At 60.8% G+C, this 24,259-nt stretch carries 20 protein-coding genes; 15 read left to right on the plus strand and 5 right to left on the minus strand.

The genetic code is table 11. From position 1 onward, the window contains the following. Positions 1-43: 43 nt before the first annotated feature. Positions 44-925, minus strand: a complete 882-nt coding sequence (locus ACOYQJ_RS15860) for a MurR/RpiR family transcriptional regulator (protein WP_422907017.1) — start codon at positions 923-925, stop codon at positions 44-46. Between the two features lie 74 nt (positions 926-999). On the opposite strand from ACOYQJ_RS15860, the gene ACOYQJ_RS15865 reads away from it, so the two are divergent. The 12 genes from ACOYQJ_RS15865 to ACOYQJ_RS15920 all read left to right on the plus strand — a co-directional run bounded on the left by ACOYQJ_RS15865 (position 1,000) and on the right by ACOYQJ_RS15920 (position 13,238). Further along, positions 1,000-1,791, plus strand: a complete 792-nt coding sequence (locus tag ACOYQJ_RS15865) for an N-formylglutamate amidohydrolase (protein WP_422907018.1) — start codon at positions 1,000-1,002, stop codon at positions 1,789-1,791. Continuing rightward, the gene (locus tag ACOYQJ_RS15870) at positions 1,788-2,309 is read left to right on the plus strand and encodes a TRAP transporter small permease subunit (protein WP_422907019.1); all 522 of its coding nucleotides are present in this window, start codon (positions 1,788-1,790) and stop codon (positions 2,307-2,309) included. The genes ACOYQJ_RS15865 and ACOYQJ_RS15870 overlap by 4 nt, the downstream gene beginning before the upstream one ends. Then, positions 2,299-3,624 carry a TRAP transporter large permease gene (locus ACOYQJ_RS15875; protein WP_422907020.1) on the plus strand — a complete coding sequence of 442 codons (1,326 nt, stop codon included), beginning with the start codon at positions 2,299-2,301 and terminating at the stop codon, positions 3,622-3,624. The genes ACOYQJ_RS15870 and ACOYQJ_RS15875 overlap by 11 nt, the downstream gene beginning before the upstream one ends. A gap of 62 nt (positions 3,625-3,686) precedes the next feature. Beyond that, positions 3,687-4,718, plus strand: a complete 1,032-nt coding sequence (locus tag ACOYQJ_RS15880; protein WP_422907021.1) for a TRAP transporter substrate-binding protein — start codon at positions 3,687-3,689, stop codon at positions 4,716-4,718. A gap of 53 nt (positions 4,719-4,771) precedes the next feature. Further along, positions 4,772-5,233: a phage tail protein gene (locus tag ACOYQJ_RS15885; protein ID WP_422907022.1), complete on the plus strand. Its 462-nt coding sequence runs from the start codon at positions 4,772-4,774 to the stop codon at positions 5,231-5,233. 14 nt (positions 5,234-5,247) lie between these two features. Next, positions 5,248-6,597 carry a glutamine synthetase family protein gene (locus ACOYQJ_RS15890; RefSeq protein ID WP_422907023.1) on the plus strand — a complete coding sequence of 450 codons (1,350 nt, stop codon included), beginning with the start codon at positions 5,248-5,250 and terminating at the stop codon, positions 6,595-6,597. 100 nt (positions 6,598-6,697) lie between these two features. Next, entirely contained in the window at positions 6,698-8,080 is a 1,383-nt protein-coding gene (locus ACOYQJ_RS15895; RefSeq protein WP_422907024.1) for an aldehyde dehydrogenase family protein, read from the plus strand. Further along, entirely contained in the window at positions 8,077-9,222 is a 1,146-nt protein-coding gene (locus ACOYQJ_RS15900) for an iron-containing alcohol dehydrogenase (protein WP_422907025.1), read from the plus strand. The genes ACOYQJ_RS15895 and ACOYQJ_RS15900 overlap by 4 nt, the downstream gene beginning before the upstream one ends. Before the next feature lie 121 nt (positions 9,223-9,343). Further along, positions 9,344-10,372 carry an extracellular solute-binding protein gene (locus ACOYQJ_RS15905; RefSeq protein WP_422907046.1) on the plus strand — a complete coding sequence of 343 codons (1,029 nt, stop codon included), beginning with the start codon at positions 9,344-9,346 and terminating at the stop codon, positions 10,370-10,372. A 57-nt stretch (positions 10,373-10,429) separates the two neighbouring features. Then, the gene (locus ACOYQJ_RS15910; protein ID WP_422907026.1) at positions 10,430-11,524 is read left to right on the plus strand and encodes an ABC transporter ATP-binding protein; all 1,095 of its coding nucleotides are present in this window, start codon (positions 10,430-10,432) and stop codon (positions 11,522-11,524) included. Then, entirely contained in the window at positions 11,524-12,381 is an 858-nt protein-coding gene (locus ACOYQJ_RS15915) for an ABC transporter permease (RefSeq protein ID WP_422907027.1), read from the plus strand. The genes ACOYQJ_RS15910 and ACOYQJ_RS15915 overlap by 1 nt, the downstream gene beginning before the upstream one ends. Before the next feature lie 5 nt (positions 12,382-12,386). Continuing rightward, complete coding sequence (locus tag ACOYQJ_RS15920) at positions 12,387-13,238, plus strand: ABC transporter permease (RefSeq protein ID WP_422907028.1); 852 nt, start codon at positions 12,387-12,389, stop codon at positions 13,236-13,238. A gap of 106 nt (positions 13,239-13,344) precedes the next feature. On the opposite strand, the gene ACOYQJ_RS15925 is transcribed toward ACOYQJ_RS15920, so the two are convergent. From ACOYQJ_RS15925 to ACOYQJ_RS15940, 4 genes are all read right to left on the minus strand, one after another. Further along, positions 13,345-14,151, minus strand: a complete 807-nt coding sequence (locus ACOYQJ_RS15925; RefSeq protein ID WP_422907029.1) for a citryl-CoA lyase — start codon at positions 14,149-14,151, stop codon at positions 13,345-13,347. Further along, a complete protein-coding gene (locus ACOYQJ_RS15930) occupies positions 14,148-15,341 on the minus strand; it encodes a CaiB/BaiF CoA transferase family protein (protein ID WP_422907030.1) in 1,194 nt (397 codons plus the stop codon). Before ACOYQJ_RS15930 ends, ACOYQJ_RS15925 begins: the two co-directional genes overlap by 4 nt. 121 nt (positions 15,342-15,462) lie before the next feature. Further along, complete coding sequence (locus tag ACOYQJ_RS15935; protein ID WP_422907031.1) at positions 15,463-18,711, minus strand: efflux RND transporter permease subunit; 3,249 nt, start codon at positions 18,709-18,711, stop codon at positions 15,463-15,465. Next, complete coding sequence (locus tag ACOYQJ_RS15940; protein WP_422907032.1) at positions 18,704-19,690, minus strand: efflux RND transporter periplasmic adaptor subunit; 987 nt, start codon at positions 19,688-19,690, stop codon at positions 18,704-18,706. Before ACOYQJ_RS15940 ends, ACOYQJ_RS15935 begins: the two co-directional genes overlap by 8 nt. Before the next feature lie 271 nt (positions 19,691-19,961). Between ACOYQJ_RS15940 and ACOYQJ_RS15945 the strand changes: the two genes are divergently transcribed. From ACOYQJ_RS15945 to ACOYQJ_RS15955, 3 genes are all read left to right on the plus strand, one after another. Next, positions 19,962-21,263 (plus strand): hypothetical protein, encoded by a 1,302-nt coding sequence (locus tag ACOYQJ_RS15945; RefSeq protein ID WP_422907033.1) that lies wholly within the window; start codon positions 19,962-19,964, stop codon positions 21,261-21,263. Positions 21,264-21,403: 140 nt separating this feature from the next. Then, the gene (locus ACOYQJ_RS15950) at positions 21,404-22,702 is read left to right on the plus strand and encodes a hypothetical protein (protein ID WP_422907034.1); all 1,299 of its coding nucleotides are present in this window, start codon (positions 21,404-21,406) and stop codon (positions 22,700-22,702) included. Between the two features lie 111 nt (positions 22,703-22,813). Next, positions 22,814-24,241 (plus strand): hypothetical protein, encoded by a 1,428-nt coding sequence (locus ACOYQJ_RS15955; RefSeq protein WP_422907035.1) that lies wholly within the window; start codon positions 22,814-22,816, stop codon positions 24,239-24,241. Positions 24,242-24,259: the final 18 nt, after the last annotated feature.

A 24,259-nucleotide genomic window follows, 5' to 3' on the forward strand; every position in this document is an offset into this window, starting at 1 on the left:
GGTCCAATGGCGTGCCTTTCTTCACCCTGCGGGAACGCGGGTGTTACACGCCGCGAAAGATGCGGGCAGCGCCGATCATCTCTTCAAGGGCGGCGATCCGTTCCGTGCTGGACGACCGGGCCTGAATGCCAGCGACCAGCGCTTCGATCAGAAAATTGATCGCAAGGGTCGAATCCCAGCTTGAGGGCGCCTCGACCATGCTGCGGAAGCAATAGCTGGCGTGCGTCTCGATCGGAGAGCCCCATTGGTCGGTGAACAGGACGATATTGCCGCCCTGATCGACCACCAGCTTGGCCAATCGTTCCAGTTGCCGCTCGTAACGGCGAATATCAAAGACGACCAGCGTGGCGTTTTCATCCATATCCAGCAGAGATTGCGGCCAGACGCTGGGCGAGGAATCCAGCAAGGAGACGGCGGGCCGGATGATTTGCAGGTGGTTGAAAAAGTAGTTGGCGTTGGAACGCGTGATCCGTCCGCCCATAAGATAAATGTGCCGCTTTGGGTCGGACAGAAGGTCGGTGACTTTTTCAAATTCCTCGACATCCAGCCGGTCAATCGTGGCGTTGATATTGCGCGACATGGCAAGGGCAAAGCGGCTGATGATATGATCGCTGCGGCCGGACAGTTCCGATGTTTCCAGCTTGGCGAGGGGTTCCTTCACTCGCGCGGCGACTTCGTCCCGGATGGCGTTCTGGAAATCCGAAAACCCGTCAAACCCCAGTTTCCGCGCCAGACGCACCACCGACGCGGTCGAGACTTCGGCGCGTTCGGCCAGGCGCGTGATCGACTGGAGACCGCCCACCAGAGAATCGTCCAGAAGCGTCGCAGCCAGTCGGCGTTCGGCGGCCGTAAAGTTTGCGTGCTGGTCCTTCAGCATGTCCCGGATCAACGGAGTGCCTGCCGAAGTTGCCGTTGCCTTGGTCATTTTGACTCCCGCTGCCCTTACGCCAAAAGAAACGATGTTGACATTCAGTGTCGCCCTGTAGTGATCTTTACACAATGATCGATGGGGGACAAGAAATGGATGCGCTGGACTGGCCTGCGGCGGCGGTTCTGGGCGAGGACGGCACCGCGCCTGTGGTGCTGGTGTGTGAACATGCCTCGGCCTTTATCCCGCCCGCCCTGAAAGGGCTAGGGATCAGTGATGAGGCGCGCCATTCGCATGTGGCCTGGGACATTGGGGCATTGGATTTGGCCAAACGTCTGAGCGTGCGGCTGAACGCGCCGCTGGTCGCAGGGCAGATTTCCCGGTTGGTCTATGACTGCAACCGCCCGCTTGAAGCCCCCGACAGCATTCCGGCAAAAAGCGAGATTTATGATGTGCCGGGGAACGCGGATCTGAACTTTGCGGACCGGAAAGCACGTTTTGACCGCATTCACACGCCCTTTCATGCTGCAGTGGAAAGGGTGATGACCGCGCGCGCCGCCGCTTCGGAACAGTCAGTTACTTTGATCACTGTGCACAGCTTTACGCCTGTCTATTTCGGCAAGCGGCGCGAGATCGAGCTTGGCTTCCTCTTCCATACGCGCGGCGAAATTGCCGAGGCAGCAGTCGATATCGAAACGGAACAGGGCGTGATGAAGGCGGCGGTCAACGCGCCCTATTCCGCGAGCGATGGGGTGACATATACCTTGCAGAAACATGCAGAGGCGCGCGGATTGAACGCGGTCATGATTGAGGTCCGCAACGATTTGATCGACACCGAGGCAAAGGCCGAAGTTGTCGCGGATCATCTGGCCCAGACGCTGAGCGCCGCGATCGCGCGGGCGACCTCGGGGGGCGCCGCATGAAAGCGCTGCGCAGCTACATCACTGTGGTGGACAGGATCAATCGCGCCATCGGGCGGGTGACCATGTACGGCATCTTTGCCCTGATGGCGGTGCTGCTTTGGTCTTCGATCTCCAAGACCTTCTTCAACCCATCGCTTTGGACGCTGGAAATGGCCCAGTTCTTTATGGTGGGCTACTACATCCTTGGCGGGCCATATTCGATCCAGATGGGCTCGAACGTGCGGATGGACCTGCTGTACGGTGAATGGTCGACACGGCGCAAAGCGGCCGTCGATATCGTGACCGTATGCTTCCTGATCTTCTATCTGGCTGTGCTGCTGTGGGGTGGGATCGACAGCACCGAATACGCCTTCAAATATGGTGGCGAGCGCAGTCCGACCGCATGGCGCCCCTATCTGTGGCCAATCAAAGTGGTGATGTGCATCGGCATTTTCCTGATGTTGCTTCAGGCGGTGTCAGAACTGTTCAAGGACATCCTGCGCTTGCGCGGAGAGGAGATCGCAACCGATGTCGTATGAGATGATCGCGATCTTCATGTTCGCCACGATGATGGCGATGCTTTTGACCGGGCAGCGCGTTTTTGGCGCGATCGGCTTTGTCGCGGTGATCGCGGCGCTGGCACTTTGGGGCGACCGGGGCGGTTATGACCTCGCGTTTTCCAGCGCCATGAAGCTGATGAAATGGTACCCGCTGCTGACCCTGCCGATGTTCATTTTCATGGGCTACGTGCTGTCGGAATCCAAGATCGCGGACGATCTGTACAAGATGTTTCACGTCTGGATGGGCGGCCTGCGCGGCGGTCTTGCCATCGGCACGATTGGCCTGATGGTGCTGATTTCCGCGATGAACGGGCTAAGCGTGGCGGGTATGGCGATTGGTGCGACGATCGCCCTGCCAGAACTGCTGAAGCGCAACTATGACAAACGGATGGTGACCGGGGTCATTCAGGCGGGCTCCAGTTTGGGGATCCTGGTGCCGCCTTCGGTCGTGCTCGTGCTCTATGCCATGATTGCGCGGCAACCCGTGGGCCAGCTGTGGCTGGCGGGGGTTGTGCCGGGGCTGATGATGGCGGCGATGTTCATCGCCTATATCGCCATCCGCTGTCGGTTGAACCCGGAACTGGGGCCGGTCCTTCCCCCCGAAGAACGCGATATTCCGATGGCGGAAAAGCTGCGTCTGCTGCGCGCGGGCTTGCTGCCGCTGGTGATCTTTGCCGCGATGATGGTGCCTTTCGTGAACGGCTGGACAAGCCTTGTCGAAAGCTCGGCCATTGGCGCGCTGACGGCCTTTGCCGCCGCCGTGCTCAAGGGGCGGATGACCAAACAGGTCTTTGAGACCAGTGTTCGCATGACTCTTGGCATCACCTGCATGTTCATGTGGATCATCCTTGCGGCGCTGGCCTTTGGCGCGGTGTTCGACGGTTTGGGCGCGGTCAAGGCAATTGAATCGCTGTTTACCGAAAAGCTGGGGCTGGACCCTTGGGTGATCCTGATCCTCATGCAGCTGAGCTTTATCATCATGGGGACGTTTCTGGACGATACCGCCATGCTGGTGATCGTGGCGCCGCTGTATGTGCCGCTGGTTCAGGCGCTGGGGTTCGATCTGATCTGGTACGGGGTGCTTTACACGATCACCACGCAGATCGCCTATATGACCCCGCCGTTCGGCTATAACCTGTTCCTGATGCGGGCCATGGCCCCGCCGGAAATCACGCTGAAGGATATCTACGGGTCGATCCTGCCGTTCGTGCTGGTGATGATCCTCGCGCTGACGCTGGTCATGCTGCTGCCTCAGATTGCGCTTTGGCTGCCGCATTACGTCTATCAGAATTGACAATCAGAAGACCCGGGCAACGGGCCTAACCATAACTGAAAACCTGACAAGGAGTGTTTGAAATGACGACGAGACGCAAGTTCCTGACCAGTGCCGCGGTGGCCCCGGCGGCCGCGCTGGCGACGCCCGCCCTTGCTCAATCCACCATCAAGTGGCGGATGCAGACCTATGCCGGTCCCGCACTGGCCGAGCATGTGATCGACCCCGCGATCAAGATGTTCAACCAGATCGCAGGCGACCGCATGCAGATCGAACTGTTCTACGCGGATCAGCTGGTGCCCACGGGCGAGCTGTTCCAGGCCATGCAGCGCGGCACCATCGACGCCGTGCAATCGGACGATGACTCGATGGCTTCGCCGACCGAAGTCACGGTCTTTGGCGGCTACTTCCCCTTTGGTTCGCGCTACAGCCTCGATGTGCCGGTTCTGTTCAACCAGTACGGCTTGAACGAGATCTGGGACGAGGAATATTCCAAGGTCGGCGTCAAACACATCAGCGCCGGATCGTGGGACCCGTGCCATTTCGCCACCAAGGACCCGATCCGCAGCCTCGCGGACCTTCAGGGCAAGCGCGTCTTTACCTTCCCCACTGCGGGCCGTTTCCTTGCGCAATTCGGCGTGGTGCCGGTCACCCTGCCTTGGGAAGACATCGAGGTGGCGGTCCAGACCGGCGAACTGGACGGTATCGCATGGTCGGGCATCACCGAGGACTACACCGTTGGCTGGGCCGATGTGACCAACTACTTCCTGACCAACAACATCTCTGGCGCCTGGGCCGGGTCGTTCTTTGCCAATATGGAGCGTTGGAATGAGCTTCCGGAAGATCTGAAAACCCTGTTCCGGGTCTGCTGTGACCAGTCGCATTACTATCGCCAGTGGTGGTACTGGGGCGGCGAAGCATCGCTGCGGGTGAACGGTACCAAGATGGAACTGACCTCAATCCCGGATGCGGAATGGGCCACCGTCGAAGAGGCCGCCGTCAAGTTCTGGGACGAGATCGCCGCCGAAAGCCCGACCAAGGCCAAGGTCGTCGAGATCTTCAAGAAGTACAATGCCGACATGCAAAAGGCCGGGCGCCCGTATCGCTATGGCTGACTGGTTCGGGGGCCGTTCGCGCGGCCCCCGTTTCCCCAAGGCGGAGGTTTGACATGAGTGATGATGGCGACAAAGAGCAGGGCGCTACCTGGCCTTTACCCAAGTTCTATTTCTCGGTGAGCATCGCCGGGATTGGCGACATCTCGTTTCAAGAGGTATCGGGACTGGATGTCGAAGCCGAACCGCTCGAATACCGCGCGGGGAATTCCCAGGATTTTTCGCGGATCAAGATGCCGGGAATTCACAAGACGGGAAACGTCGTGATGAAAAAGGGGGTCTTCGTTTCCGACAACAAGTTCTGGGGTTGGTTCAGCCAGATGAAATTGAACATGATCAAACGCGAAACGGTGACGATTTCGCTTTTGGATCAAGAGGCCAAGCCGACGATGGTCTGGACACTGACCAATGCTTTTCCTGTAAAGATCACGGGAACCGACCTCAAATCGGACGGAAACGAAGTGGCGGTAGAAACGGTGGAATTCGCCTATGAGAAACTCACCATCAAGAACGCCTGACAGAGGAACGCAGGATGAATTTTGAACAGCTGAAGGCGGCGGTTGCCTCGGGAGAAACGGATACCGTTCTGGTCTGCATGGTCGACATGCAGGGGCGCCTGATGGGCAAACGCTTTCACGCGGGGCACTTTGTTGCGGGTGCTTGGGAAGAAACCCATTGCTGCAACTATCTGCTCGCCACCGATCTGGAGATGAGCACGCCCGAAGGCTTTGAAGCGACCAGCTGGGAAAAGGGCTATGGCGATTACGTCATGAAGCCGGACCTGACCACGCTGCGCCCGGTGCCTTGGCTTGAGGGGACCGTAATGGTGCTTTGTGACGTGCTTGATCACCACACGCACGAACCCGTTCCGCATTCGCCGCGCGCGATGCTGAAGTCTCAGGTGGCGCGGCTGGCTGAGATGGGCTTTGACGCCATGATGGCCACCGAGTTGGAGTTCTTCCTGTTCGAGAAGAGCTTTGACGAGATCCGCAAGGGTGGCTTCCGCGATCTGACGCCAATCAGCGGGTACAATGAGGATTACAACATCTTCCAAACCACGAAGGAAGAACACGTCATGCGCCCGGTCCGCAATCATCTGTGGAACGCAGGAATTCCGATCGAGAATTCCAAAGGAGAGGCCGAGGCCGGTCAGGAAGAGCTGAACATCAAGTACGCCGCCGCGCTGGACACCGCAGATTACCACAGTATCGCCAAGCATGCGGTCAAGGAAATTGCCTGGCAGCAGGGGCACGCTGTCAGCTTTCTGCCGAAATGGAGCCACGACATGGTGGGCAGTTCCAGCCATGTGCACCAGTCTTTGTGGAAAGACGGCAAGCCCGCGTTCTTTGATCCGGATGCCGATCTGGGCATGAGCGATCTGATGAAAAACTACGTCGCGGGGCTGCTGAAATATGCGCCGGATTACACCTATTTCCTTGCGCCCTACATCAACAGCTACAAGCGTTTCATGAAGGGCACCTTCGCGCCGACGCGGATCGTCTGGTCGGTGGACAACCGCACGGCCGGGTTCCGACTGTGCGGCGATGGCAGCAAGGCGATCCGGATCGAGTGCCGCATCGGGGGATCGGACCTGAACCCCTATCTGGCCATGGCTGGCATGCTGGCGGCCGGGATCGCGGGGATCGAAGAGGGGTTGGAGTTGCAGCCACCGACCAAGGGCGATGTGTATCAGGGCGAAACGGGCTTTATCCCCGGAACTCTGGGCGAAGCACGCGCTGCGCTGCGCGACTCGACACTGATGCGCGCGGCTTTTGGCGACAAGGTGGTCGAACACTACTGCCGCGCCGCCGAGGTCGAGATCGAAGAATTCGCGCGCGTGGTGACCGATTGGGAAATCGCCCGCGGGTTCGAGCGGGCTTGAGGGCTGGGGAGTGAGGGGCCAGCCCCTCACGCTCCCCGGGGTGTTTTTGACAAGATGAAAAGCAGGGTCTGAGCCCTGTTGCGCAAGTGGAGGTTTGGCGATGGGCCAGACATTGAAATGTATCTCGCCGATTGATGGATCGGTGTTCGCCGAACGCGAGGTGCTGGGTTTTGAGGCCGCCCGCGCAAAGGTCGAGGCCATGCGCACGGCGCAGGCCGCATGGGCGGCGCTGCCTTTGCAGGAACGGATCGATCTGGTCATGGCCGGGGTCGCCGCCGTTGGCGCGATGAACGATGACATCGTGCCGGAACTGGCGCGGATGATGGGGCGTCCTGTGCGATATGGCGGGGAGTTCGGCGGATTCAACGAACGGGCGAGCCATATGGCGGCGATCGCCAAAGGCGCGCTGGCGGATATCGACGTTGGCGAGGACGAGACTTTCAAGCGTTACATAAAACGTGTGCCGCATGGTGTCGTCTTTGTCGTCGCGCCGTGGAACTATCCCTACATGACGGCAATCAACACGGTGGCTCCGGCATTGATCGCGGGCAATGTGGTTGTCTTGAAACATGCGACCCAGACGCTTCTGGTCGGCGAGCGGATGGCACAGGCCTTTCACGCTGTCGGAGTGCCCGCTGAAGTCTTTGACAACGTCTTTCTGGATCACGACACCACCTCAGCCTTGATAGCGGACCAGGCTTTTGACTTTGTGAACTTCACCGGGTCAGTTGAAGGCGGGCGACAGATGGAGCGCGCTGCCGCGGGCACCTTTACCGGCGTGGCGACCGAGCTCGGTGGTAAAGATCCGGGCTATGTCATGGAGGACGCGGATCTGGACGCCGCCGTGGATACGCTGATTGATGGGGCGATGTTCAACTCCGGGCAATGCTGCTGCGGGATCGAACGGATATATGTGCATGAGAGCCTGTTCGAGTCCTTCCTTGAAAAGGCACTGGCGGTGGTGCGCGGCTACAAGCTGGGCAATCCTTTGGATGAGGCGACAACGCTGGGCCCCATGGCCAACGTGCGCTTTGCCGCCGAGGTACGCGCCCAGATCGCCGAGGCCGTCGAGGCCGGGGCCACTGCCCATATCGAGACCTTTCCGGAGGATGACGGCGGCGCCTATCTGACCCCGCAAATCCTGACGGGGGTCGATCACACCATGCGGGTCATGCGCGACGAAAGCTTTGGGCCGGTGGTCGGGATCATGCCCGTGAGAGATGACGCCGAAGCGATCGCCCTGATGAACGACAGCGAATTTGGTTTGACCGCCAGCCTGTGGACCCAGGACGTCGAGCGCGCGCAGAGCGTCGGCGATCAGATCGAAACCGGGACGGTCTTCATGAACCGCGCTGATTACCTTGATCCTGGTCTGTGCTGGACCGGCTGCAAAAACACCGGGCGCGGCGGAGGCCTTTCGGTGATTGGCTACCAAAACCTCACCCGTCCGAAATCCTACCATCTCAAGAAGGTCACGAAATGAGCCTTACCGGAAACTGGTCTTACCCCACCGCGGTCAAATTTGGTGCAGGCCGCATCGCGGAATTGCCCGGCGCCTGTGCGCAGGCGGGCATCAAACGGCCGTTGCTGGTCACCGACAAAGGGCTGGCGGATCTGCCGATCACCGCGCAGGCGCTGGACATCCTTGACACGGCGGGCCTTGGCCGCGCGCTGTTCTCGGAGGTTGATGCCAACCCTGACGAAAAGAACCTTGAGGCCGGGGTCACCGCCTATCGGGACGGCGGTCATGACGGTGTGATCGCCTTTGGCGGCGGCTCGGGTCTTGATCTGGGCAAGATGGTGGCCTTCATGGCGGGCCAGACGCGCCCGATCTGGGACTTCGAGGATATTGGCGATTGGTGGACCCGCGCGGATGCCGATGCAATTGCACCCATCGTTGCCGTGCCGACCACGGCCGGGACCGGGTCCGAGGTGGGGCGCGCGAGTGTCATCACCAATTCCGAAACCCATGTGAAAAAGATCATCTTTCACCCCAAAGTGCTGCCCTCGGTGGTGATCTGCGACCCTGAACTGACGGTTGGCATGCCCAAGTTCATCACGGCAGGCACCGGCCTTGACGCCTTTGCCCATTGCGTCGAGGCGTTCAGCAGCCCGTTCTACCATCCGATGTCCCAAGGGATCGCGCTGGAGGGGATGCGGCTGGTGGTTGACTACCTGCCGCGCGCCTATGCCGATGGGACAGACCTTGAGGCGCGCGCCCAGATGATGAGCGCGGCGGCCATGGGGGCCACGGCCTTTCAAAAAGGGCTGGGGGCGATCCACGCGCTGTCGCACCCCATCGGGGCCGTCTTCAACACCCACCACGGCACCACGAATGCGGTCTGTATGCCCGCCGTTCTTGAATTGAATGCGCCGATGATCGCCGACCGTTTCGACCGGGCGGCCAGCTATATCGGGGTGGAGGGGGGCTTTGACGGGTTCCGGGCCTTCGTGCAGGATTTCAACGACAGCTTCGCGATTCCGCGTAAGCTGTCCGAACTGGGCGCCACGGCGGACAGGATCGACGATCTTGTGCCCATGGCACTGGCCGATCCGTCCTGCGGCGGCAACCCGGTTGAACTTACATCGCAGAACGTCCGGGCGCTGTTTGAAGCGGTCATCTGACTGTCATCAAACCGTGATCCGGAAAACCTAAAGACGCAGGGCAACTGCGCAGAACACAAACAAACAAGCTATGGGAGTTACCATGAAAACGCATCTGACATTGGCCGCATCGGCCTTGGCCATGAGTGTCGCGCTGGCCGCGAGCGCTCAGGCGGATACCCTGCGTCTACTGACCTGGGGCGGCTACGCCCCCGACGACGTTGTCGCCATGTTCGAAGAACAGACCGGCCACACCGTCGAGGTCACCAAGTCCAACAACGAGGAAATGATTGCCAAGCTGCGCGCAACCGGCGGCGGCGGTTTTGACCTTGCCCAGCCCAGCCAGGACCGCATCGCCGGACCGCAGGCCGAGTTTGGCATTTACAAGCCGATGGACCTGTCCAAGATCAATGCCGATCTCTTCATCCCGTCGATGTTTGGGGCGACCAAGGCCAACACCACCGTCGATGGCGAAGTCTATGGCGTGCCTCATGTCTGGGGCACTTCGGGTCTGGTGCTGAACACCGCCGAGGCTGGCGCGGTCAAGGACTATACCGATCTGTGCAGCGATGCCGTGGCGGGCAAGGTCTCTTACCGCCTGAAGCGTCCGACGCTGATCGGTTTCGCCTTTGCATTGGGTGAAGATCCCTTTGCCGCCTACAACGATCAGGCCAAATACGAAGAGATCATGGGCAAGGTCGAAGACGCGCTGATCGCCTGCAAGGCCAACGTCAAAACCTATTGGGGCGGCGGCGATGAGTTGATGGGCCTCGTGCGCTCGGGCGAGGTTGTCGCCTCGATGGCTTGGGACACGGGCGGCTGGAAGCTGAACGCCGACAACCCGGATGTGACCTTTGTGGCGCCTGCCTCGGGTGCGCTGGGCTGGGTGGATACCTTTGCGCTGCCTGCCAAGGGCAAGGCGGATGATGTCGCCTATGAGTGGATCAACTTTGTCATGCAACCGGAAATCGCCGCCAAGATCACCGAAGCGGCAGGCAACTTTACCGCCTCGAAGGGGGCGGATGAATTCGCCTCGGCTGATCTGAAGGCGCGGTATCAGGCCAGCTTCCCGCCCGAAGCCATCGACAACATCAAGTGGTATCCGCCGGTACCCGCCGGTCTCGAAGTGATCGAGGGCGGCGTGCTGGACCGCGTCAAAGTCGCCAACTGATGTGATTTTGGCGGCCCCCGGCGCAGGTCGGGGGCCGCCTTACGGAACGGGAAGACCATGACAAACGACCTTGAATGCCGCGATCTGACGAAACGCTTTGGTGCGACCACCGCCGTGGACAACGTGTCCTTCGAAGTGCCGCAGGGGTCGTTCTTTTCCATCCTTGGCCCGTCCGGCTGTGGCAAGACGACAATCATGCGCATGATTGCCGGTTTTCTCGAGCCGACCTCGGGCGATATCCTGATCCGCGACCGCAGTGTTCTGGACGTACCGCCGAACAAGCGCCCGGTGAACATGGTGTTCCAGCATCTGGCGCTGTTCCCGATGATGAATATTGCCGAGAATATCGGCTACGGCCTGCGCCGCCGCGGCATGGACAAGGCGCAGATTGCCCGCAAGGTCGATGAGGCGCTGGACAAGATCGGCCTGCCGGGCATCGGCACCCGCAAGGTCGATGAACTGTCTGGCGGGCAAAAGCAGCGCGTCGCTATTGCCCGCTGCATGGTGCTCGAGCCAGAGGTCCTGTTGCTGGACGAACCGCTTGGTGCGCTGGATCTGAAGCTGCGCGAGAGGATGAAAGTGGAACTCAAGGCGCTTCAGGCGGCCTTTGACACCACCTTTGTTTACATCACCCACGACCAGTCCGAAGCCTTGGTCATGTCCGACAAGATCGCCGTGATGAACGAAGGCCGGTTCGAACAGATGGGCAGCGCCCGCGATCTCTATTACCGCCCCTCCACAGCCTTTGTTGCCGGGTTCGTGGGCGAAACCAACCGCTGGTCCGGCGTGGTTGAACGCGCCGAAGGCAACGTCATGCAGGTGCAGACTGACAGTGGTCTGGCGATGCGCGCCGCCGCCCATGACCGGCCTTTGGTGGCAGGGAGCAAGGCGCAGGTCTTTGTCCGCCCCGAGGCAATCCGCATCAGCCGCAAAGCCGATGATCTGGCGCATTTCGACAACCGCCTGTCAGGGCAAGTCACCAGCCTTTTGTTCAACGGCGCTGCCAGCCGGATCATTGTCGCCGCCGGCAGCGAAGAGATCGAGGTCAACCTGCCGCAATCGGGCGAATTTGCCGATATCGCCCGCGGCGATGCCGTGCACATCGGCTGGGCAGGCGATCAAGGCAACTGCTTCGCCGCTGGGGGGCTGTGATGCAAAGCAGCGCCCGCCTTGGATTGATCCTGCTGCTTATGCCGATCCTTTTGTGGCTGAGCCTGCTGATCCTGATCCCGCATATTGATATGTTCCTTGTCTCGCTGCGCGAACGCGTGGGCGTCGGGAAATACCAGATCTCGCTCGCCAACTACCGGACCTTCTTTCAGGAACCGCTGTACCTCTGGACCTTTCTGCGCACCGCGGTGATGTCCATTGTCGCCACGGTGATCACTTTGCTGATCGCTTTCCCGGTCAGCTATTACATCGCCAAGATCGCGCGTGGGCGGACACGCTCCGCCCTGTTCCTGCTGTGCCTTGTGCCGTTCTGGGTCTCCGAACTGGTGCGCACCTTTGGCTGGATGATCCTGCTGCGCGAAACCGGGATCATCTCGAACTTGCTGCAATGGGCCGGTTTGGTCAGCGGTCCGGTGGAGATGCTCTACAACGACGCGGCAATCATGGTCGGGCTCGTCTATACCTCGATGCTGTTTATGGTGGTGCCGCTGGTGACAACGCTTGAAAGCCTGCCGGATGAGGTGATCGAGGCAGGCTATGACCTTGGCGGAAGCAACTTGTCGGTTATGCGCGAAATCGTGATCCCACACGCCGCGCCGGGCATCGTGTCCGGAAGCATCGTCGTCTTCATGCTGAGCCTTGGAAATTACCTGACCCCCACGATGCTGGGCGGAAAGGACAGCCTGTGGTTCACCGAACTGATCTATTCGCAGTTCATCGTCCGCTTTAACTGGGAGCTGGGCGCGGCCTTTGGCTTTATGCTGCTGGCCCTGTCGTCGCTGATCGTCTGGGGGATGCTGCGGCTGACCAGGCAGACACTTGAACGGACAATGGGGTAAGCACCATGATCCCATCCATTCCCCAGCCCAAAGCCCTGCAGGCCGCCTATACGGCCTATGTCACGGTCTTCTTTGTCTTTCTCGCGCTGCCCTTGGTCGTGGTTGCCGCCTTTGCCTTCAACGACAGCCAGTTTCCGTCCCTGCCGTGGGAGGGGTTTACATGGGGTTGGTTCTTTGGGTCCGAACGCCCGATGATCGGCGCCTTCCACGAACGCGGTATTCTCAGAGCCATCGGCACTTCGGGTGTGGTTGCGGTCGGGGTTTCGGTTCTCGCCGTGGCCGTAGGGCTCTCGAACGCTTTTCTGTTCAACCGCTACACCTTCCGTGGGCAAGGCATTCTGTACATCTTCATGTTGCTGCCGCTGGTGGTACCGGGGATCGTACTGGGCATCTCGATATTGGTCTTTTCGTCCCGGGTGGCCAACGGCCTTTGGGATATGGCCGAATGGGATGTCGAGGCGCTGCGCCCCGGTTTGACGCTGGTAATCCTCGGACAATTCTCGTTCATCGCAACCATCGCCACATTGGTCATCGCCGCCCGCTTGCAGAAATTCGACAGGACACTGGAAGAGGCTGCCATGAACCTTGGCGCCGGGCGGCTGACGGCGGTGCGCACGGTGACTCTGCCTTACCTGGCTCCAGCTCTGATCGGCGCTTTTGTCGTGGCCTTCCTAATGAGCTTTGAAAACTTCAACACAACACTGATGTTGGTCGGATCCGACGCTCCCTTGACCATCGCCATGTTTGACCGCCTCAAGGAAGGGTCGACGCCTCTGCTGAACGCAGTGTCGCTGCTGCTCATGCTGGGATCGTCCCTGCTGGCCCTTGTAATGATCGCATTTCAACGCAAAGGTTGACCCCAAATACGATCCCCCCATGGTTTCTTTGGGCCCAAAATACCTTGGGGGTCCGGGGGCAAAGCCCCCGGCGGATCGGATCGCACAAGCGATCCGAAACTCCCCGTTACCCGTCGATCGGATTATCACCGGTATAGGTCCAGCGATAGGCGGGCGGGGTCGGGCCTTTGTTGCGGCCGCCCTGTTGCATCTGTTCCCATGCGTGCGCCATCGCGCCAACTGATCGTGACAGGCAGAACAAACCGCGCGCCAATGGCCCGGGAAAGCCCAGTTCCGCATAGATCACCGCCGTCGCGCCGTCGATGTTCATCGGCACCGATTTGCCCTTTCGGCTGTTCAGGGTGCGCTGCATCGCCCGCCCGATATGCGCAAACCGGCCCGAAACCGTGCCCTCGGCGGCAGCCTCATCCACCAGCCCCAACAGGCGCGGTGCGCGGGGGTCTTCAGGCTTGTGAAATCTATGGCCAAAACCCGGGATGAACTTGCTGCGCTCGGACTGCCAACGGTCGATCTTTTCGCCTGTGGCGGCATCCAAATCCTGACCCCTCTGCACCGCCTCGTCGATCCAGCCATACAGTTCGACCGCCTGTTCGCCCGCGCCGCCGTGCACATCGTCCAGCATGTTGACCGCATTTGCCATGGCCCCGTTCAACCCAAGCCCGCAGGTCACCGCCATGCGCGCAGCGGCAATCGAAGGCGCTTGCGGGCCGTGATCCACAGCGGCAACCAAGGCAGCCTCAAGCAGGCGTGATTGCGCTTCGGTCGGCAGATCGCCCCGCGTCATCAGCCAGATCATCTGCGAAAAGCTGACGTTGCCGATCAGATCTTCGATCGGACGCCCGCGCATCCGGATCTGGCCGGGCGCCATGTCGATGATCGAGGTGCTCCACCAGTCCGAAACATCATTGCTCATATCGCGCCGCCTTCTTTCAGGGTTGCTATATCGTCTGCGCTCAGGCCCAATTCGCCCCAGATCTCGGTGTTGTGCTGCCCCAGAAGGGGCGGCGGGGTGTCCACGGTGGGCGCTGTGTGGTCCAGCTTGATGCCTGTGGTGGCGACCTGAATATTGCGGCCCACGCCCGGCACATCTTCGTAGGTATGCAGAAAACCGCGCTCCGCGACCTGCGGCTCCCGGAGCACTTCGGGTACGCTCAGGACTGCGCCCGCAGGCACGCCGATGCGGCTCAGCTCAGCCTCCCATTCACGGGCGCTGCGGGTTTGCAGAACTTTCTCCAGCTCTGATCTCAGGGCAATGCGATTGGCCTTGCGATCCTCGCGGGTGGCGTATTCCGGGCGATCTCGCAGCGCGGCCAGCCCCAGATGATCGGTCAGCAGCACCCATTGTTCGTCCTTGTTGGCGGCGATGTTGATCGGGCCGCCCAGGGCCTTGAAAGTCCCGGACGGGGCCGAAGTCGGGTTTTCGTTGCCGTTGGCCGCAGGCGCGACATTGGCGATCAAGTGGTTTGAGACGACCCAGCCCATGGTCGTCAGCACCGACTCCAACATCGAAACATCAAGGAAAGTACCGCGCGGATTGGCGTTCAGCGCCGAGGCAATCGCAAAGGCGGCTGTCATTCCCCCGACCGTATCCGCAATGGGATAACCAACGCGCAAAGGCGCGCTGTCCTCATCCCCGGTGATCGACATCACGCCCGAGGCGCCTTGCACGATCTGGTCATAGGCGGGGTGATGGACCCACGGGCCGTCTTGGCCAAATCCGGAAATGGCGCAGTACACCAACGTCGGGTTCACCTCTTTCAGAACCTCATAAGCCAAGCCCAGCCGTGTCATGACACCGGGGCGAAAATTTTCGACAAGCACATCTGCGGTTTGCACCAAACGCAAGAACAGCGCCTTGCCGTCCGGGTGTTTCAGGTTCACCGTGACCGATTTTTTCCCGGCGTTCTGCGCCAGGAAGGAAACGCCCATGCCTTTGGCGTTCAATTCCGGGTCAGCGCCCAATTGCCTCGCCAGATCGCCGCGTCCTGTCGCTTCGACCTTGATGACCTCGGCGCCCATATGCGCCAGTTGATGGCAGCAAAAGGGACCAGCCAGCACATTTGTCAGGTCCAGAACTCGAATGGTGTTCAGCGGTTTGGGCATGGTCAGTCCTTTGAAGGAAAAGTCGGACCAGCCTTGGATAGCATTGCGAAAGACGCGCGGGTAGCGCCTAAAGCGTTTCGGGTATAACTCAGGGCGATTGCGCAGAACCGCCCTGAGCAGGTTACATCTTGAAGATGCGGTAGATCGCCGGGATCACCAGAACCGTCAGCGCGGTTGACGACAGCAGCCCGAACAGCAGCGAGATCGCCAACCCCTGAAAGATCGGGTCGGCAAGGATCACCACCGCGCCGATCATCGCCGCCACCGCTGTCAGCAGGATCGGTTTGAAGCGGGTCGCGCCAGCCTCGATCAGGATGTCGAGCGTCACCTTGCCGTCCGGGTCTGCGTGGCGGATGAAATCCACAAGCAGGATCGAGTTTCGCACAATGATCCCAGCCAGCGCGATAAAGCCGATCATCGAGGTCGCCGAGAAGGGCGCTTGAAACAGCCAATGCCCCGCCATGATCCCAAGGAAGGTCAGCGGCACCGGCGTCAGGATTACCAGCGGCAAGCGGAACGATCCGAACTGCGCCACCACAAGGATATATATCCCGATCAGGGCCACGCCAAAGGCAGCGCCCATGTCGCGGAATGTGACCCATGTCACCTCCCACTCGCCATCCCAGAGCAGGACGGGGTGGTCGGTTTCGGCGGGTTGGCCGTGTAGCGATATCTCGGGCTTGGTGCCTTCGGGCCAATCCATCTGATCCAGCTCGTCGGCCACGGCGAGCATGCCATACAGGGGGGCTTCATAAGCGCCAGCCATTTCGCCCATGACCATCGCGGCCTCGGCACCATTGTGGCGGAAGATCGGGTAGGAGGTCAGCTCCTGACTGATCGACACAACGTCACCCAATTCGACGACGCCGCGTCCACCGGGCAGGGCGTTGGCCGGAACCGGTGTCGACAACGCAGTGGCATCCATCACCCGGTCGGAACGGTCGCGCCCCATGACGATCGGGATCGGGCGGCGGCCCTCGCCGCGATGCGAATAACCGACCGTGGTATAGCCGTTCAAAAGTTGCAGGGTTTGCGCCGCATCTGCTTCGTTTACCCGGTAAAAGTTCAGGTCCGAGGTCTTCATCTCGGCCCTCAGGCGCCGCGCTTGCGTGCCAAAGTTGTCGTCGGTGTCGACAATGAAATCGACGTTCTCGTAAGCCTCGCGCACCTTTCCGGCGACCATGCGGCGGGTCTGGGCATCAGGGCCGTAAATCTCGGCTAGCAGCGTGGCGATGACCGGTGGGCCGGGGGGCGGCTCGACCACTTTCATCGAGGTGCCCGGCGGAACGGTGATCTGGTCGCGCAGCATCGCGCGCAGTTCCAGCGCGATCTGGTGCGAGGTGCGTTCGCGATCCGTCTTGGGCAACAGTTTCAACTGCACTTCGCCCATCTCCGGGTTTTGGCGCAGATAGTAGTGCCGCACCAGTCCGTTAAAATTGAAGGCGGCGGCCGTGCCCGCGTGGGTCTGGGCCGAGACGACTTCGGGCAGCCGCATCGCCAAGCGCGCGGCCTCTTGGGCCAAGGCATCCGTCGCCTCGACCGAAGCGCCTTCGGGCAGGTCCAGCATCACCGCCAGTTCCGATTTGTTGTCGAAGGGCAGAAGTTTTACCGTCACGTCCTTGGTATAAAGCGCGCCAAGCGAGCCAAAGGACAAAACGACCACGGCGATCAGGAACAGCGACGCAACGGCCTTGCTTTTCAAGAGCGGACGGGCGAGCGCCGCATACATCCTGCCCAGACGACCACCGGGCACGCCGTGGCCTTCTTCCTCGTGATGCAGGTCCGCGCGGCCAGCGATCTTGATCATCAGCCAAGGGGTGATCATCACCGCGACGAAAAAGGAAAAGATCATCGCCGCCGAGGCATTCGCCGGGATCGGCGACATATACGGCCCCATCAGCCCCGAGACAAAGAGCATCGGCAAAAGGGCGACCACGACGGTCAGCGTGGCGACGATGGTGGGGTTGCCGACCTCGGCCACGGCTTCGATGGCACCCTGCACGCGGTCGCGGCCCGGGCGTTTCATGCCCCAATGGCGGGCGATGTTCTCGATCACCACGATGGCGTCATCGACAAGGATCCCAATGGAAAAGATCAGCGCGAACAGCGATACCCGGTTCAGCGTGTACCCCATGATATACGAGGCAAAGAGCGTCAGAAGGATGGTCACCGGGATGACGATGGCAACCACGATGGCTTCGCGCCAGCCGATGGCGAACAGCACCAGCGCGACGATCGACACCGTGGCTAGGCCAAGGTGGAACAGCAGTTCGTTGGCCTTTTCATCGGCGGTCTCACCGTAGTCGCGGGTGACCTCGATATCGACGCTTTCCGGGATGATCGTGCCGCGCAGCGCTTCGGTCCGGTGCAGGATTTCCTCGGCCACGATCACCGCATTGGCGCCGGCGCGCTTGGCGATGGCAAGGGTCACGGCCGGGCGGCGGATGACCTCGGCCTCGGGGTCGATGGCTGCCTCTTCGCCGGCCCCGGCGCGGGTCAGGGTGGCGACGTGCTCTTCGTCGAGATCAGTGACAAAGCCCACTTTGGCCACGTCGCGCAGATAGACGGTGCGCCCGTCACGAGCGGTCAGTTCAAGGTTGCCGATCTCTTCGGGGGTGGTCAGGGTCTTGCCGATGACAAGGCCGATCTGCTCGCCTCCGTCACGCAACAGGCCCGCAGGTGCGGCAGAGTTCGCGCCCTGCACCTTGCCCGCAACCTGCTGCAAGGTGATGCCGTAAAGCGCCAGCTTGTCGGGGTCTGGCGCGATGCGAAGCGCCTCGTCGGTGGCGCCGATGACATAGGTCAGGCCAACGTCGTCGATGCGGGTTAATCGGGCCTCGACCTCGCGCACGATGCGGGTCAGATCGGCGGCGGTCATCTGGTCATTGCCTTCCGCCGGGGCAAAGGTCAGGGCGACAATTGCCACATCGTTGATGCCGCGCCCGACGACCAGCGGTTCGGGAATGCCAACCGGAATGCGGTCAAGATTGGCCATGATCTTGTCGCGCACGCGCAGGATAGCGGTATCGGCGGGGATCCCCACCTGAAAGCGCGCCGTCACCATCACATGGTCGTCGCGGCTGTCGGAATAGACGTGCTCGACGTTGTCGATGCCCTTGACGATGGTCTCAAGCGGTTCGGTCACCAGCTTGAGCCCATCCTGCGCCTTGAGGCCCGCTGTCTCGACGTGGATATCCACCAAAGGCACGGAAATCTGCGGTTCTTCCTCGCGCGGCAGGGACATGAGCGCGATCAGCCCCATGGCAATCGCGGCCATCAGGAAAAGCGGGCTGAGAGGCGAAAGGATGAAGGCGCGGGTCAGCCGTCCGGCGATCCCCAGTGCGCCCGAGGGTTCTTGTGCGTCACTCATGGTTCAGCGTCACCTTGTCACCGGCGGACAGGCCGCTGAGTATTTCAATGTAAGGCGCGCCTTCAAAGGTTACTTCGTCGCCGGGAACCACGACGCGCTCCATGCTTGTGCCTTCGGTTTCCACTGAGACAAAATCCAGCCCGCCGCGATGTAGCAGCGCGTCCGGCGGAACAAGCAGCGCTTGTCGCGCGCCAACCGGTAGGCGCAATTGAACACGGCGACCGACAAAGGTTTGTCCCAGGCCTTCGACTTCGACATCGGCCTGCACGCGGCCGCCCTGGATCAGGGGGTAGATCTTGGCCAACCGGCCCATCGCCTTGGTGCCGCCTTGGGCAATCTCGATAGGATCGCCTTCGTGCAGCGCGTCAGCATAGCGTTCCGGGACAGCGAGCCGCAGGAAAACGCCCCCGGCGCCGATCAGGGCAACCTGTTCGCCGGGCATGACCACAGCCCCCTTGGCCACGGGCACCAAAAGCACCACGCCCGCCTCGGGCGCCAGCACGCCGCCTTCTTCGATCTGGCGCGAGACGATGTGGCGTTCGGCCTCAAGCCCTGAAATTTGACCTTGCAGAACGCTGACGGCGGTTTGCAGGGTTTCCAGCCGCTGGTTGGAAATCACCCCGCGTTCCGAAAGCGATTGGCCGCGTTCCAGATCGGCTTGCGCCTGTTCCATCTGTGTTCCGAGGGACTTCAGGTTCGCGTCGATGCCTTCGATGCTGAGGAACAGCTTGCTGTCCTCGACAAGCGCCACGCGCTGTCCGGCCTCGACGGTATCGCCTTCGCTGACCAGCAGTTCGGAAATGGTTCCGCCGATCCGCGCCCGGGCCGGCACACGATCGCGGGTCTCGACCTCGGCGTAGACTGGTTTCCATTCCGTGATGCTTTGCGCGGTCACGGTAAGGGTTTCGGCAAAAGCGGGCGGGCTGAACAGCGCGGTCCCGGAAATCAAAAAAACAAGGGTAAGGCCGAATGGGCGCATGGTGACCTCGCTGAGCCGTAAGGAATTTAATATTCTATTAATTGCATATGTATCAGTCCCGGAGCAAAACGCAAGCCATGACAGATGCAGTTTCAATTGTTTTTCCCGGCAAACGAAGCCCCTACAACCAGTTGCGGCTGCCGCTTCTCCGGGCGTTGAGTGATCAACACATGAAACGTCACACGAACCTGTCCGGTAATCTGCTGTACCTTAGAGGCATTTCTGCGCATCGTGTGCCGCATCAACCCAACATTAACCAAGGACAGTCACTATGTCATATCTTTCCTTGTGTCCTGCACGCGCATTCGTATTTGCGCTTGTTCCGGTCCTGCTGAGCGCGACCTTGTGCCCGGCGCAGACCGTTCTGACCGGCGATTACAGCGTTGATGGCAGTCTTTGCGTTGGGAGCGGCTGCACAAACAGTGAGGCCTTTCCCGATTCCACCGGTCTCAAGGTCAAGCAGTTCGACACTCGCCTGCTGTTCGAGGATATCTCGACCAATGCCGGGTTTCCGACGACCGATTGGGAACTGACCATCAACGACATTTTTCAAAACGGCGAAAACTACTTTGCCATTCGCAATGTGGATACCGACACGCAGGTGTTCCGTGTCGATGCAAATGCCCCCGCCAATGCGCTTTATGTGGATGGAACCGGGCAAATGGGGCTTGGTACATCGCTGCCGCAGGGGGATATCCACGTGCAGGACGGCAGCGCGGCGACGATCCGGCTGCAACAGGACACATCTGGGGGGAATGCCGCGCAGACCTTTGACCTTGGGGTGGATGACACTGGGCTTTATGTGTCGAACATCGGCTCGGGCCTTGTGCCGTTTGAAATTCAGGCTGGTGCTTTGGCTATGGGGTTTGCGCTGACCTCTGCAGGGGTTGTGGTGAACGGGGGCGATCAAGACGTGGATTTTGTCATCAAGGGGGATGATGCCGGGGTAAATTTCGCGGTGGATGCAGGCACCAACAACATCGGTCTAGGCACCGATCTGCCGCAAACAGCCCTGCATGTGCAGCGCGGCGATGGCAGCGCCAGTGTTCTGGTCGAGAATACCGCAGGCTCTCCCTCGGCGGTGCGTGAAATGTTCGCGATGAAGAACAACGGGGGGGCATATTTTACCTTGGACAACACCCAGTCCGGCACAACGTGGTTCTTCGTGCATGAAAACAGCGCGCCCAACCGCTTTATCATCACCGATGGTGTCGCCGACGGCCCCGAGATGACCGTGAGCGCCGATGGTGATCTGGTCATTCAGGGCCAGCTTTTCTCGGCCGGCTCCTGTTCGGCAGGCTGTGACCGGGTGTTTGATGCCGACTATCCACTGCCGACGATTGCCGAGCAGGCGGCGATGATGCGCACATTGCACCATCTGCCGAATGTTGGCCCGACCCCCGAAGACGGCCCTTTCAACATTACCGCCATGACGGGCGGTATGCTGAACGAGTTGGAAAAGGCACATCTTTATATCGCGCAGCTGCACGCAGAAAACGCCCGCCAAGAGGCGCGCTTTAACGCCCGTATTGCGCGGCTCGAGGCGCTGGTCGAAGCGCTAGCGGCGCGCTGAGGCCTCAATCATTTGACAGAGCAGGACTTTGTCTTGTTAACTTTTGCCAGCCGCCTTCGGGGGAGGCGGGATTTGAGATAGTTTATTTTCGCGCCAGCCCCCCGGTTCCCTGCAGGCGCCCTGTTTGCAGGAGCCTGCCCATGCACCGAAGCCTGACCGCGTTTTGCGCTCCAATTCTGACCGCTCTTCTTGCCGCCGCGCCCGCTTCGGCGCAGGATGTCTTTTCCAACGGCGTCGAAATTCGAGATGGCAACATCAGTGTTGCGGACCTTTATGTCCGGGACAGCGCGAGTTTCGGCAATGCCTGCCTTGGTCTGCAATGCGGGAAGAATGTGCCGTTGAATACGACCGTGCCACTGTTGGTATATGGTGTCCCCGAGGCCTGGGCCGAATTTCGCAACAATCAGCCGCCCGGTACCGGCTTTGTACCCGGGCGCGACTGGCGGCTGCGGGTCAATGACAATTTCAACGGCGGGTTCGAGCGGTTTTCCATCGAGGACTTGGATGCCGACACCGTCCCCTTCAGCGTTGAGGGCGGCGCACCCGAGAACGCCTTGTGGATCGACAATGGTGGCGGCATCGGCCTTGGTACCATGCTGCCGCAGGACCGGCTGCACATGGTCGGCCCCTTCGGTCCCAGCCTGCGGTTCGAGCAGACCGGCAACGGACTGGTGCCGCCGCAGATCTGGCGGGTGATCGGCCAGACCGGGTTCAGCTTGGCCGACGTGACCGCCGGGACCACGCCGTTCCGGATCGAACGTGGTGCGCCTTCGAACACTCTCAACATCGACGACGCGGGGAGTGTCGGGGTCGGCACCCCCACACCGGCCGTCCCGCTGCACGTGACCCGCGCCGACGGCAGTGCGAGCGTTCTGGTGGAAAACACCGGTGGCGATCCGGGCGTGGCGCGCGAGATGTTCAAGCTCTCCAGCAACGGCGGGTCCTACTTCACCTTCGACAACACCGGTGCAGGCACGACCTGGTTCTTCGTGCACGAAAACGCCTCGCCGAATCGCTTCATTATCACCGACGGTGTCGCGGACGGCCCCGAAATGACGATCAGCGCCGAGGGTGATCTGGAAATCCAAGGCCAGCTTTACACCGCTGGGTCCTGCGCGGCGGGCTGCGACCGGGTCTTCGATGCCGACTATCCGCTGCCGACGATTGCCGAGCAGGCGGCCATGATGCGCGACCTCAAACACCTGCCCAACGTGGGCCCCACCCCTGAAAACGGCCCGTTCAACATCACCGCGATGACAGGCGGGATGCTGAACGAGCTGGAAAAGGCCCATCTATATATCGCCCGGTTGCACCAAGAACTTGCCGAGCAGAAAGCCCAGACCAGGCAACTGGCTGCGCAACTTGGCAGGACCGTAGCGATGGAAACGCGCCTTGCTGCGCTTGAGGCGCTGCTTGAGCAAGCTCCTGCTCGCCCCTGAACCATGGACGATTCCACTCGATCCCGACCAAAGCGCAGCCCCGCGCGCTGTTGGGCATAAACCAGAGCCGCCGCTCTGGACACTGGACTTCAAGACATAAGGAAAGACCCGATGATACAGTCGCCAATTTCGATACGCGCAAACACCGCCACAGGCCTGTTCTTGCTTTTGGCCGCACCGCTGCTGCCCCCTTCCGTAGTATCGGCGCAGACGCTGCAAGGGACAGGGCTGTTAATCACGGGCGACGCAACGGTGACTGGTAACGCCACGCTCTTGAATTCGTCGGTCCAGAACCAATTGAACAGTTTCGAACTCACCGTAACCGGGTCAAGCACATTTATTGGCGGCATGACGGCATTGGGCCAAATAACAGTTCAGGCCTCAGGTGGCCTCGACGTCCGAGGCCCGCTCAGCGTTGCCGCGAATGCGACGACCACGCTCGACGGGCCAGTCCAGATCAACGGAACGCTCGAAGCCACCAGCAGCTTTGCCGCGGCCATGAAAGGCGGGGCCTGTATCGGCAGTGGTTGCAACAGCCTCGGGCCTTTGCCCGATGCGCCCTTGCTGGTCAAAGATACAACCCCCGGAATCGAGTTCTCCGGGAACGGTCCGGACTGGGACATCTCCATCAACGCCGGGTCAATCGATTCCTTTGCGATCCGCGAGGGGTCTGGAAGTTTTCCGACGGCCCCCTTTACGATCGAAAGCGGCGCTCCGGAAAATTCACTCTGGATCGCCGCTGACGGCAGGATCGGTTTGGGCACGACCTTGCCGCAGGCTGATTTTCATGTGGTCAGTGGCGACAGCCCTGCGATCATGCTGCAGCAACTCGGCGGGTTTGGAAACCAAGGTTGGGAGCTGATTGGCAACGAAGCCGGTTTCTTCGTTCGCAATTCCGAAACCGCAGGCTTGCCTTTTGCTGTCGATCCCGGAGCGCCCGGGAATGCGCTGCGTATCGCCGGCGGTGGCGACATCGGACTTGGCACAAGCGCCCCGTCTGCGCCTCTGCATATCATCCGCAGCAACGGCAACGCGCGCATCCTGCTGGAAGATAGCAGCCCCGGCGTGCAGGAGATGTTTGCGATGAGGAACCACGGCGGATCGTACTTCACCCTCGACAACACCCAGTCCGGCACGACCTGGTTCTTCACCCATGAAAACAGCGCCCCCAACCGTTTCATCATCGCCGACGCGGTGGCCGACGGGCCGGAGATGAGCCTGACCGCAGACGGTGTGCTGACCGTGCCGGGCGGGTTCGTGGTGGGGTCCACCGCGCTCAATGTGCCCGATTACGTGTTCGAGCCGGAGTACGATCTCAAACCGCTCTCCGAAGTGTCGGCCTTCATCGCCGAACAGGGGCACCTGCCCGACGTGCCCTCGGCGGCGGAGGTCGAGGATCAGGGTCTGGATATGGCCCGGATGCAGATGGCGCTCTTGAAGAAGGTCGAGGAGCTGACGCTTTACACCCTGGCGCAGGAGGTCGAGCTGACCCGCCTGCGCGCGCTTGAGGCGCGGCTGGAGGCGCTTGAGGCCCGCTGATCCCATGCGTTTTGACAG

Origin of the sequence: Pacificoceanicola algae (assembly GCF_049341065.1) — a bacterium.
GTDB lineage: Bacteria > Pseudomonadota > Alphaproteobacteria > Rhodobacterales > Rhodobacteraceae > Pacificoceanicola.